Here is an 11,185-nt window from a genome sequence, read left to right as displayed (position 1 = left end):
GGGTGGGGAACCCGTAGTCGCCGAACGATCCGCCGCTCGGGTCGTTCGGGCGGTACGCCCACGTCGCCTCGGGCCACGCCTGCACGCCCTGATACGTGCTGCCCGAGGACGCCGGGTTCACCGAGAGGCCGTCCATGAGGTCGATGTACCAGCGCAGCTCGAGGTGCGAGTGCATGTCGGCGCTGTCGCCGGTGACGACGGCGGCGCCCATCGGAACCCCGGTGAGCGGGGAGTAGCGGGCGTCGGAGAACGCCTGCACCATGGCCGCGGTCGTGTGCGGACTGAGCGGATCGTGCGGGTGGAACGCCGAGCCCCACGCGGAATGGTCCTGCACGATCATCGGCTCGATGCGCCCGGGCGACTGCGCGTCGATGACGTGCAGGTCGCTGAGGTGCCCAAGGTAGAGCAGCGACCGGCGGCGACTCGTGCGAGTCGGGTCGGCGGTGCGGCCGAGCACGTCGTAGCGGGCGATGTAAGGCTCGCCGGGGCCTGTGGTGAGGGTGCGGTACGAGCCCTTCGTCACCGGTCCGTAGAGGATCGTCTGCAGCAGCGTGCTCGGGATCTCCCCGGGGTCGGTCTGGGCCAGAGCAAGCTGCGGGGCGAGGGTCTCGACGCTCACGCCGAGTGCCGCCGCGAGGGCGGCCGTACGCGCCAGGAACTGGCGGCGGGAGAGTCCCCCCATTGCTGCCCTTCGGGTCGGCAACCGTGTGCGAGTGCGCTCATCATGACATGCACGTCAGGGCGCGGCAACGCGCCACGACGGCGGATGCGGCGGGCCGCGGCATCCGCTCTCGTCACCGGCCGTGACGACGCGCGCCGGCCATGGTCAGACCATTCGTCCAGGTCTCGTACCCTGGGAGGGTGCTGACCACTCTGACCGGATTCGTCGTGGTCGGCGTGGCGATCGGCGTCGGGTACGTGCTGGGCCGCATCGGACTGCTCGGTCCGCACGCGCCGTTCGTGCTCGGCCGGCTCGTCTTCTACGTGCTCTCGCCGTTCCTGCTGTTCGTGGTGCTCTCGAAGGCCGACGTGCACGTGCTGTTCTCGGCGCAGCTGCCGGCGTCGGCGTTGACGGCTGCGATCGTGCTCGCCGTCTACGTCGTGATCGCGCGGCTGGTGTGGCGGCGCGGACTCGGAGAGACCGTGATCGGCGCGCTGTCGGCGGCGCAGGTGAACTCGAACAACATCGGCATCCCGCTGTCGCTGTACCTGCTGGGGTCGGCCGCCTACCCGGCGCCGGTAATCCTGATGCAGCTGCTGATCCTCACCCCGATCACCCTGGCGCTCTTGGATGCCGCGACCTCCGACGAGCTGCGCATCGGGCGCACGATCCTGCGCACCGTCACGAACCCGATCGTGATCGGCTCCCTGCTCGGCACGTTGTTCTCGGCGTTCGAGATCCCGCTTCCCGACATCGTGTTCGAGCCGCTGCAGTTCATCGCGGGCGCGGCGGTGCCGGTGCTTCTCATCTCCTACGGAATGTCGCTCAACGGCCAGAAGGTGCTCGGGGTGGCGGGTCATCGCCGCGACGTGCTGCTCGCGAGCGCACTGAAGCTCATCGTCATGCCGGTGGTGGGGTGGCTTGTCGCGACCTACGTGCTCGGCCTCGACGCGCACGGGGTGCTCGTGGTCGTCGTGCTCGCGGCGCTGCCGACCGCGCAGAACGTCTTCAACTACGCGCAGCGCTACGGGGTCGGCCAGACGATCTCCCGCGACACCATCTTCATCACGACGATCGGCTGCATCCCGGTGCTTCTGGCAGCCGTGCTGCTGCTACCGCACTGACGCTCGACGTCACAGTCGGCGGCGGGGCCGCGGCATCCGGTTCTCCGGCGCACTGCAGCCGCGACACCGCGCCGGCGTTCGTCGCGCGGCCGCGGCCCGCATCTGCCAGGGTGCTGATGTGCCGGATCTGCTCACCGCGTCGTTCCTCGTGGTCGCGGGGCTCGTCGCGGGCGTGATCGGCACGGCGGGCGGCATCACCTCCCTGGTCGCGTTCCCGGCCCTTCTCGCGGTCGGCATCCCGCCGCTCGCGGCGAACGTGACGAACTCGGTGGCGCTCCTCGGCAGCGGGCTCAGCTCGGCGCTGCGCGCGGGACCCGACCTGCGCGGCCACTCCGCGACGCTGCGCACCTGGATGCCGCTGTCGATCGTCTTCTCCCTCGTGGGGGCAGTGCTGCTCGTGCTCACCCCGGGCGCCCTGTTCGACCGGGTGGTGCCCTTCCTCGTGGCGACGGGCTCCCTCGTGCTGCTCGCGCAGCCGGTCATCGCCCGCGCGCAGCGACGCTTCGGGCGAGGGATGCCGCGTCCCGCAGCCGCGATCGCCGGGGGCGCCGTCGCGACCTACAACGGCTATTTCGGGGCGGGTTCCGGCATCCTGCTGATCACCCTCCTGCTGCTCACGACCGAACCCGTGCTGCACCGCGCGAACTCGCTCAAGAACGTCATCCTCGTCGCCTCGGACGTGTTGCCCGCGGTGCTGTTCGCGGTGTGGGGCACGGTGGTGTGGGCGGCGATGTGGCCGCTCGCGATCGGCGCCGTGCTCGGTGGCCTCATCGGCCCGGCGGTGGCCCGTCGTCTCCCGCCGGCGGTGCTCCGCGTGCTCATCGCACTGTGCGGCTTCGCGCTCGCGGGGTATCTGCTCGTCCGGGGGTGAGGGTGGGCCCGGTGGGGCTCGAACCCACGACCCGCGGATTAAAAGTCCGATGCTCTGCCGACTGAGCTACAGGCCCGTGTCCTCCAGCCTACTGGGACGCGCACGGCGCTCCGGCCGGTGCCGGGCAGACGAAAGCGACCGCTCGGACTCCGGCGAGTCCGAGCGGTCGCTGACATGAGTGACGCGGGTGTCAGTTGCTCGGCGGCATCAGCACCGTGTCGATGAGGTACACGGTTGCGTTGGCGGTGTGCACGCCACCGCAGATGACGGCGGAGTTGCCGTTGACGGTGAGGTTGCTGCCGCTGCCCGACACAGTGAGGGTCTGGCCCTCGACGGTCGTGTGGGTGCCGACGATCTGCGACGGCGGGATCTGACCGGCCACCACGTGGTAGGTCAGGATCTTCGTGAGCAGGTCGCTGTTGGTCTTGAGCGTGTCGATCGTGGCGCTGTCGATCTTCTTGAACGCGTCGTCGACAGGGGCGAACACGGTGAACTCGCTGCCGTTCAGGGTCGAGACGAGGTTCACGTTCGGGTTCAGCTTGCCGCTGACGGCCGCGACGAGCGTCGTGAGCAGCGGGTTGTTCGAGGCCGCGACAGCGACCGGGTCCTGCGACATGCCCTGGATCGAGCCGGCGCCCGAGGGCACCGCCGACGCGTAGGCCGAGCAGCCGGGGCCGACGAGGTCGGCCGAGGGGTCCATCGTGGCGGATGCCATGGGGGTCGACGACGGCGTCGACATCGATCCCGAGCTGGTGGTGGAGCTCGAACATGCGGTCAGCGCGAGGGCGCCCGCGAACAGAAGCGCGACGCCGGAGATGACCTTGGACTTCGTGGTGAGCATGATTCCTCCGTGGTGATGGGTGGGCCGGGGGGACCCGTGGGAGTGAACGACGCACCCGAGCGTTCCGGGGGCGTCCGCCGCGGTGCGACGTTCACCAAGCCGTTCGGGGCGGTCGCTGGATCGGATTGGACATCGAACAGATCCGGATGCCTCGGGCCGCCGCATCCGCTCACTCAGCGTGTTCGCGGGCAGCAGTTCCCATCCGAACGGGCGACGGGGCCGAACTGCTACCGACACGAAAGGGAGGTCGCCATGACCCTCGTCATCATCGGCCTCCTGGGCGGACTCATCACCGGCATCTCGCCGTGCATCCTTCCGGTGCTGCCGGTCATCTTCCTCACGGGAGGCGTGCAGGCCAGCGCCGCGACCGGCGACGAGGAGGTGCGCCCCGCCTCCCGCTGGCGGCCGTTCCTCGTGATCGCCGGCCTCGTGCTGAGCTTCACGGTCGTGACCCTCGTCGGGTCGCTGATCCTCGGACTGCTGAACCTGCCGCAGGACATCATCCGCTGGGTCGGCATCGTCGTGCTGATCCTCATCGGCATCGGCCTCATCGTGCCCCGCTTCGAGCGCATCCTCGAGAAGCCGTTCACCTGGCTTCCGCAGAAGGAGGTCACGAACCGGGGGAGCGGCTTCGGCGTGGGTCTCGCCCTCGGCGCGGTGTTCGTGCCGTGTGCCGGTCCCGTGCTCGCGGCGATCATCGTCGCCGGCTCCACCGGCCGCATCGGCGCCGACACGATCCTGCTGACCGTGTCGTTCGCGATCGGTGTCGCCGTGCCGCTGCTCGTCTTCGCGCTCGCCGGGCGCGCGGTCGTGCAGCGCATCCGCGCGTTCCGCACCCGCGAGCGCCTGCTGCGCATCATCGGCGGCTCCGCCATGATCGCGCTGTCGGTCGGGCTGGTGTTCAACGTGCCCCAGCTGCTGCAGCAGCTCGTGCCCGACTACACGTCGGGGCTGCAGCAGCAGCTCACCGACAACCCCGACGCGCAGAAGGCTCTCGCCCTCGGCGGCCTCGTCAACGACGAGAACAAGAACCTCGACAAGTGCACCGCCGGTGCCACCGAGCTCGAATCGTGCGGCACGGCGCCGAGCATCAAGGGCATCCAGCAGTGGTTCAACACCCCCAACGACCAGCCGATCACCCTCTCCCAGGAGAAGGGCAAGGTCGTACTGATCGACTTCTGGGCGTACTCGTGCATCAACTGCCAGCGCTCCATCCCGCATGTCGTCGCCTGGAACAAGGCCTACGCCTCGCTCGGACTCGAGGTCATCGGCATCCACTCGCCCGAGTACGCCTTCGAGAAGGACCCGGCGAACGTCATGGCCGGTGCCAAGAACTTCGGCATCACCTACCCGGTCGCCATCGACAACAACCTCGACACCTGGACCAACTACCGCAACCGGTACTGGCCCGCCCACTACCTGATCGACGCGCAGGGGGTGGTGCGCAACATCCAGTTCGGTGAAGGCAACTACGCCACCACCGAGAACCTGATCCGCCAGCTGCTCGTGCAGGCGAACCCGAACGTGCAGCTGCCCCCGCCCACCGAGGTGCAGGACACCACCCCGCAGGTCGGCTCGACCACGCAGGAGACGTTCCTCGGCGCGGCCAAGCAGGCCAACTTCGGCGGCGGCACCGCCTACGACCCGGGCACGACCACCTTCGCCTACCCCGACTCCCAGCCCGACGACTCGTTCGTCCTGCAGGGCAGCTGGAACCTGACCTCCCAGAGCATCACCCCCGGCACCGACCAGCCCGCCCAGGTGCGGCTGCGCTTCCACGCCGGCATCGTGCAGATGGTGCTCGGCGGCACCGGCACCGTCACCTACACGCTGCAGGGCGGCGCCACCCAGACCGTGCAGGTCAGCGGCACTCCCAACGCCTACCAACTGGTCTCCAGCGGAGCCGCCTCCGACGGTCAGCGCGTGCTGGAGGTGACCGTGTCGCCCGGCGTGCAGGCCTACTCGTTCACCTTCGGATGACGGTGATGACGGATGCCGCGGCCCGCGGTATCCGTCACCCGCCCCGTCCGCTGCGAGAGGAGTCCGTGAATGTACGGCATGCTGGTCGACATGGTGATCGACGGCGCTGACGTCCCCGACGAGGGTCCCGTCGTCGACCGCATCGCCGAGTTGCTGGTGGCGACCGCCGGCGGCGACCAGGGCGCGTTCGCCGAGCTGTACGACGCGCTGTCGTCGCGGGTGTTCGGTCTGATCCTGCGCGTACTCGTCGACCGGTCGCAGAGCGAAGAGGTGCTGCAGGAGGTCTTCCTCGAACTGTGGCAATCCGCCGGGCGGTTCGTTCCGAACAAGGGACAAGGCCGCACGTGGGTGATGACCATCGCCCACCGCAGAGCCGTCGACAGAGTGCGCGCATCGCAGTCGAGCAGTGACCGGGACACCCGAGCCGGGCTGCGGGAGATCGCGGTGCCGCACGCCGACGTCGCCGAGCAGATCGAACTGAAAACCGACGCCGAACGTGTGCACGACGCGCTGCGTTCCCTTCCCGAGGCGCAGCGCGAAGCGCTCACTCTCGCCTACTTCGGCGGCTACAGCCAGAGCGAGGTGGCCGCCCTGGTGGGCGCACCGCTCGGCACCATCAAGACACGCATGAGAGACGGGCTCGCCCGACTGAGACAGGAGATGGGGGTGACCCCGTGAACGAGATCGACTTCGCCGAGCTGTCGGCCGCCCGCGCCCTCGGCGCCCTCTCGCCCGACGAGCAGCGCACCTTCGACGAGGCGCTCGCCGCCCACCCCGAGTGGGCGGCCATCGTCGCCGCCGATGAGGCGGCCGCGGCCGCGCTCGCCGACACCGTGACGGATGTCGCGCCCCCCGCCGAGCTGCGCGCCTCGCTGCTCGCCCGCATCCAGGACATCCCGCAGAACACCGACGCGGATGCCGCGGCCGACGCCCCGCCCGCGCCCTTCACGTTCGTCACACCGAGTGTGGAATCGGTGCGGTCGGTCCCCATCGCGAACGCGCGGCGGGCACGCCGCATCCTGTTCGCCCTCGCCGCGAGCATCGCCCTGGTGGTCGCGATCGGCATCGGCGGCACGATGATCGCCGGGCAGCTGAACCCGAAGCCCGCGGCGGTCGTCGCGCTCGAGAAGATCGAGTCGGCACCGGATGCCGCCAGCGCCCAGGCGGGCGTCACCGGCGGCGGCACGGCCACCCTGCACTGGTCGTCCTCGCTCGGGCAGGCCGTGCTCGTCTCGTCGGGCATGGCGAGCCTCGCAAGCGACCGCACCTATGAGCTCTGGTACCTGCGAGACGGCGTGCCGACCGCGGCGGGCACGTTCGATGTGTCGGGCGGGTCGGCGACCGCGCAGCTGCGCGGCGGGTTCCAGGCGGGCGACATCGTCGCCGTGACGGTGGAGCAGCAGGGCGGCTCGGCGACCGGCCAGCCGACGACGAAGCCTGTGCTCGCGATCGAGACGCCGGCCTGACCTCGCTGCCGTGCGCGCCCGGGGAGACCGGCGTCACCGGCACCCCGTGCGCCCGGCATCACCGGCCCCCGCAGCGCTAGCGTGAACGGGTGACTCCCCGCGCGCAGACCCCCGAGGCGCTCGCGCGCCTGCGACGGGCGCGCGACCTGATGGACCGCTCGTACGCCGAACCGCTCGAGGTCGCGATCATGGCGCGCGAGGCGTTCATGTCGACCGCGCACTTCTCCCGTGAGTTCCGCGACGCCTACGGGGAGACGCCGTACGGCTACCTGATGACGCGCCGCATCGAGCGCGCCATGGCGCTGCTGCGGGCGGGGGCTACCGTCACCGATGCGTGCATGCGGGTGGGGGCGACATCCCTCGGGTCGTTCAGCGCCCGGTTCACGCGGCTTGTCGGCGAGACGCCCAGCGCCTACCGGGCCCGCGATCACGCCGCCACCGAGGACATCCCGGCCTGCATGGCGCGGGTGCTCACCCGCCCCACCCGGTTCGTCTGATCGCGCACCGCGTCCCGGTCGCCGACGGTGCGGAGTGAGCAGGATCAGAGAAGCGGATGCCGCCTCCCGCCCGTAGCGTGGAGGCCATGACCTCGATCTCGCTCCGCTTCTTCCCGATCACCGCCGACGACATCGACGCCGGCATCGCGTTCTACCGTGACGGACTCGGCCTCGAGCTGCGCAACAACGTCGCCGCGGGTGACTTCCACTGGGTCACGCTCGGCGTGCCCGGCACCGACGTGGCCGTGGTGCTCTCCGAGCCCGGTGCCGGCCGCTCGCCCGACGACGCCGAGGCACTGCACCGGCTCGTCGCGAAGGGCGCGATCGGCCCGATCGTGTTCGAGACCGACGACCTCGACGGCGTGTTCGCCCGCCTCACCGCCCTCGGCGCCGACCTCGTGCAGGAGCCGACCGACCAGCCGTGGGGGCCGCGCGACGCCGCATTCCGCGACCCGGCCGGCAACCTCATCCGCATCAACCAGGCCGGCTGAGCCGGCGGGCGGTGCGGCCCGGGAGGCGCCCCTCGCCCCGTACCCTGGACAGGTGAGCGACGATCCCCGGCCATACCACAAGCCCGCGCGCCGCCCCGCCGAGCTGTTCGACCGGCTCTACTCGGGCGACGACCCGGCCGAGGTCTCGCGCATCGCCCACTCGACCGCCGCCGCACTCCTCGCGCGCGTGCGCGAGGACCCCGACGTCGACGTCGTCGAACGCCTCGTCGCGTTCACCGACCGTCACGGCATCGACGACATCGCCGATCTGTGGTCGCGTGCGCCCGCTCGATCTCTGCCCGGCGCGCTCTGGCGGCTCTATCTGCTGCAGCTCATGATCCACGACGACCCGCGCACCGCGGCGTTGCTGTTCGAGCGCGGACGCCTGGCACGTTCAGGAGCCGACGAGGTGGTCGCAGGAGCGCCGACCCCGGCCGGCCCGGACGAGCTCGTCACCCTTATCGACACGATCCTGCGGGGGCTGTTCCAGGGTGACTTCGCGGTCGCACTCGAGCGGGCGGCATCCTTCTGCCGCATCGTCGCCGCCGGTGCGGTGCAGCTCGCCGACGACCACGACGTCGCGGAGCCGGCGCGCGCGAGCGCCTTCACGACGCGGGCGCTGCGCCTCGACACCTACGCGGAGGACCTCTCGGGCGCGGCGGCGCTCTGGCGCCGCGACGCGCTCGCCTGAGTAGCGCTCGGGTGCCGCGACACGCCCGACCGGGCGGCGCTTCGGCGCCGCGACGCTCGCTCCTGAGTCACGCCCTCGCATCGCGACGCGCCCGACCGGGCGGCACCCGCACGCAGGAAGAGAAGAACCGAGCCGCAGAAACGCCTCTCGGCGCAAGGCCGCTCGCAGCGGCAGATATTGGAGCCCGGGGTTACTGCGGCCCGGCCGGTCCAGTGTAACGGAGCGCCCCCGGGCGGCATTCCCGCGTCATCCGCCCGGGCGCGTCGCCGTCGCGCGCGTAGGCTCGCAGCATGACCTGGCGTTTCGCGCTCATCATCGAGCCCGTGGCATCCGATGACCCCCGCACCGACTTCGACACGACCTTCGCGCCCGTCGACGCCTCGGCCCCCGCCCTCAGCATCGGCGAGCTCAGCACCCAGCGCGGAGACGGAATCTTCGAGTCGATCGGTGTCGTCGACAGGCACCCGCAGGAGGTCGAGGCGCACCTGGCGCGGCTCGCGCACTCCGCCGAGATCTGCGACCTTCCGGTGCCGAACCTCGCCCAGTGGCGCGCCGCCGTCGCCCGCGCGGCGGCGCAGTGCCCGGAGGGCGAGGCGGTCATCAAGCTCATCCTGAGTCGCGGCATCGAGCACGGTCCGACCCCGACCGCGTGGGTGACCGCGTCGGCCGCGCCCAACTATGCCCGCCCGCGCGCCGAAGGCATCTCCGTCGTCGTGCTCGATCGCGGGCTCGACCTCGCCGCACCCGCCCGCGCCCCCTGGCTGCTGCTCGGTGCGAAGACGTTGTCGTATGCGACCAACATGGCGGCGCTGCGCGAGGCGCACCGACGCGGCGCGGATGACGCCGTCTTCGCCACGTCCGATGGATTCCTGCTCGAGGCGCCGACCGCGTCGCTCGTGCTGCGCCGCGGCGATGTGTTCGTGACCCCCGAGCCCGCCGCCGGCATCCTGCACGGCACCACTCAGCTGAGCCTGTTCGCCCACCTCGCCGAGCGGGGGTTCACGACCGCCTACGAGACCCTTCCGACGGCGGCCCTCGCCGACGCGGATGCCGCGTGGCTCGTCTCGAGCGTCCGCCTCGCGGCCCCGATCACGGCCGTCGACGGCCGGGCTCTCCCGCATGATGCGGCCTTCACGGCCGAGCTGAACGCCTACCTGCTCTCGCCGCGCGACTGAGCCGCGGCATCCGGGCGTGCGGCATCCCGGGCTGACGCGGTACGCCCCATCGATCCTTTGCCCGCCGCGACTGAGCGGCAGCATCCGGGCGTGCGGCAGCCGCGCCGCGGCATCCCGGCCCGGCCGGGGCATCCGGGCGTTCTCGGTCCCGGGCTGACGCGCCACAACCGTGTGCGCGCCGGTCTTCAGGCTGACGCGCCAGACCGTGTGCGACGCCGGCTTTCGGCGTGTCTCGCACCCCGCAGCGTCGGAACTTCTCGATGGCACCCCGCGACTGCGCTCGGCGCGGCGGGGTGTCGGGAGAAAGTTCCGACGTTGTGATGATCGCAGCGGGTTGTCGACGCCTACCGGCGTGCGTCGCAGGTCGATCACCCCAGGCCGAGCGCGCCGAGGATCGCGCGTTCGACGAGGTCCCAGTCGTTCACGATCAGGGCGTAGTCGAACCGTAGTGTGCGGTATCCCCAGGCGGCGGATGCTGCGTCTCGAACGAGGTCGTGGTGTCTCCGGTCGGCGCCCGCGTGGTTCTCGCGCCCGTCGGCTTCGACGATGAGGCGTCCGTCAATGAGAAGGTCGACCCGTCCGACACCGAGGACGGAAACCTGGGCGCGCACGTCGAGCTGCCAGTGCCGCAATCGCCAGCGGATCAGCGACTCCAGCCCGCTGTCGGCATCGTCTCGCGCGAACGCGATCGCCTCGCGGGCTCGGTCGTTCGTGCGCTCGTGCAGCCAGGCGAGATCGTGCGGCGCGACGAGTCCGAGGCGCAGGGAGGACTCCAGGGCGACGAAGAACTGCTCCGTTCCCGCGCAGCGATCGATCTCCCTGAGCACGCTCCGCGCTGTCGCCCGCGGGGTCGGCGCGTCGCCCCAGTGCACGATCGTGTCGGCTTCGATGATTGTGGGGGTGCGGCTGTGGTGGCCACAGCGCAGGTGGAGGTGGTCGTCGTCGCTCAGCACCCAGATCCCGAGGTGGCGAGCCGCGCTGATGCACGCGAGCCGGCCTCCCGCCCGCGCAGCGCGACGCACATCGTCGCAGCTCGACGGTGTCGCGAACACGCCTCGCCGCAGGCGGATGAGCTCGCCCGTCTCGAGCGCACGTTCGATGCGGGTGCGTGAGTAGCGCAGCGCGCGAAGCTGCGCGCTCGTTCGCACCGCCGTCCTCTCGTCGCACACATGGCCATGGTGGGCGCACATCACGTCGTGAGTGTCCGAGCAGCGCGGCATCCGTGGATCGTCGGTGGCCTGCGGGCATGGGGGAGGGGACGTCACTCCACACTCCGTCGGAAGTTGTGCGCGACACCCCGCCCTCGTCATGCGCGACCCGGCGAGTCGGCCACAACTTCCGACATTGCGCAGGGAGCGAGGCGGCGACGAGAGAGGGAGGGGGAGGGG

The 11,185-nt window shown here is 70.9% G+C and carries 12 protein-coding genes and 1 tRNA gene; 9 read left to right on the top strand and 4 right to left on the bottom strand.

Translation table 11 applies throughout. The features are described from left to right. On the bottom strand, positions 1 to 682 hold a 682-nt coding region (locus tag FFS51_RS14010), incomplete at its 3' end, for a twin-arginine translocation signal domain-containing protein (RefSeq protein ID WP_137878720.1). Positions 683 to 861: 179 nt separating this feature from the next. Between FFS51_RS14010 and FFS51_RS14005 the strand changes: the two genes are divergently transcribed. Both FFS51_RS14005 and FFS51_RS14000 read left to right on the top strand, forming a co-directional pair. Beyond that, complete coding sequence (locus tag FFS51_RS14005) at positions 862 to 1,785, top strand: AEC family transporter (RefSeq protein WP_056210311.1); 924 nt, start codon at positions 862 to 864, stop codon at positions 1,783 to 1,785. A gap of 118 nt (positions 1,786 to 1,903) precedes the next feature. Continuing rightward, complete coding sequence (locus tag FFS51_RS14000) at positions 1,904 to 2,656, top strand: sulfite exporter TauE/SafE family protein (protein WP_171006203.1); 753 nt, start codon at positions 1,904 to 1,906, stop codon at positions 2,654 to 2,656. Between the two features lie 3 nt (positions 2,657 to 2,659). Here the strand turns inward: FFS51_RS14000 and FFS51_RS13995 are convergent. Continuing rightward, a tRNA-Lys gene (locus tag FFS51_RS13995) sits at positions 2,660 to 2,732 on the bottom strand. A 114-nt stretch (positions 2,733 to 2,846) separates the two neighbouring features. Next, positions 2,847 to 3,497 carry a fasciclin domain-containing protein gene (locus FFS51_RS13990; RefSeq protein WP_045245858.1) on the bottom strand — a complete coding sequence of 217 codons (651 nt, stop codon included), beginning with the start codon at positions 3,495 to 3,497 and terminating at the stop codon, positions 2,847 to 2,849. Between the two features lie 252 nt (positions 3,498 to 3,749). Between FFS51_RS13990 and FFS51_RS13985 the strand changes: the two genes are divergently transcribed. From FFS51_RS13985 to FFS51_RS13955, 7 genes are all read left to right on the top strand, one after another. Next, positions 3,750 to 5,477, top strand: coding sequence for a cytochrome c biogenesis protein DipZ (locus FFS51_RS13985; protein WP_137878718.1), 1,728 nt, complete (start codon positions 3,750 to 3,752; stop codon positions 5,475 to 5,477). Positions 5,478 to 5,555: 78 nt separating this feature from the next. Next, positions 5,556 to 6,155, top strand: coding sequence for an ECF RNA polymerase sigma factor SigK (gene sigK / locus FFS51_RS13980; RefSeq protein WP_171006204.1), 600 nt, complete (start codon positions 5,556 to 5,558; stop codon positions 6,153 to 6,155). Continuing rightward, positions 6,152 to 6,943: an anti-sigma factor gene (locus tag FFS51_RS13975; protein WP_137878717.1), complete on the top strand. Its 792-nt coding sequence runs from the start codon at positions 6,152 to 6,154 to the stop codon at positions 6,941 to 6,943. Before sigK ends, FFS51_RS13975 begins: the two co-directional genes overlap by 4 nt. A gap of 149 nt (positions 6,944 to 7,092) precedes the next feature. Next, positions 7,093 to 7,440, top strand: a complete 348-nt coding sequence (locus tag FFS51_RS13970) for a helix-turn-helix transcriptional regulator (protein ID WP_137878722.1) — start codon at positions 7,093 to 7,095, stop codon at positions 7,438 to 7,440. 86 nt (positions 7,441 to 7,526) lie between these two features. Then, positions 7,527 to 7,931, top strand: coding sequence for a VOC family protein (locus FFS51_RS13965; RefSeq protein ID WP_045245862.1), 405 nt, complete (start codon positions 7,527 to 7,529; stop codon positions 7,929 to 7,931). A 52-nt stretch (positions 7,932 to 7,983) separates the two neighbouring features. Further along, the gene (locus tag FFS51_RS13960; RefSeq protein ID WP_137878716.1) at positions 7,984 to 8,622 is read left to right on the top strand and encodes a DNA-directed RNA polymerase subunit beta; all 639 of its coding nucleotides are present in this window, start codon (positions 7,984 to 7,986) and stop codon (positions 8,620 to 8,622) included. A gap of 290 nt (positions 8,623 to 8,912) precedes the next feature. After that, positions 8,913 to 9,797 (top strand): aminotransferase class IV, encoded by an 885-nt coding sequence (locus tag FFS51_RS13955; RefSeq protein WP_137878715.1) that lies wholly within the window; start codon positions 8,913 to 8,915, stop codon positions 9,795 to 9,797. Between the two features lie 368 nt (positions 9,798 to 10,165). Here FFS51_RS13955 and FFS51_RS13950 read toward each other — a convergent pair whose 3' ends face one another. Next, the gene (locus tag FFS51_RS13950) at positions 10,166 to 10,966 is read right to left on the bottom strand and encodes a type IV toxin-antitoxin system AbiEi family antitoxin domain-containing protein (protein WP_249352735.1); all 801 of its coding nucleotides are present in this window, start codon (positions 10,964 to 10,966) and stop codon (positions 10,166 to 10,168) included. Positions 10,967 to 11,185: the final 219 nt, after the last annotated feature.

Origin of the sequence: Microbacterium sp. 4NA327F11, from assembly GCF_005503465.1 — a bacterium.
Lineage (GTDB): Bacteria > Actinomycetota > Actinomycetes > Actinomycetales > Microbacteriaceae > Microbacterium > Microbacterium ginsengisoli.
This window is presented reverse-complemented; position numbering and strand designations above follow the sequence as displayed.

What these genes read in the sequence shown, in the direction of transcription:
- FFS51_RS13990 (WP_045245858.1), bottom strand. Translation starts at nt 3,497, where the DNA reads ATGCTCACCACGAAGTCCAAGGTCATCTCCGGCGTCGCGCTTCTGTTC.
- FFS51_RS13985 (WP_137878718.1), top strand. Translation starts at nt 3,750, where the DNA reads ATGACCCTCGTCATCATCGGCCTCCTGGGCGGACTCATCACCGGCATC.
- sigK (WP_171006204.1), top strand. Translation starts at nt 5,556, where the DNA reads ATGCTGGTCGACATGGTGATCGACGGCGCTGACGTCCCCGACGAGGGT.
- FFS51_RS13970 (WP_137878722.1), top strand. Translation starts at nt 7,093, where the DNA reads ATGGACCGCTCGTACGCCGAACCGCTCGAGGTCGCGATCATGGCGCGC.
- FFS51_RS13965 (WP_045245862.1), top strand. Translation starts at nt 7,527, where the DNA reads ATGACCTCGATCTCGCTCCGCTTCTTCCCGATCACCGCCGACGACATC.
- FFS51_RS13955 (WP_137878715.1), top strand. Translation starts at nt 8,913, where the DNA reads ATGACCTGGCGTTTCGCGCTCATCATCGAGCCCGTGGCATCCGATGAC.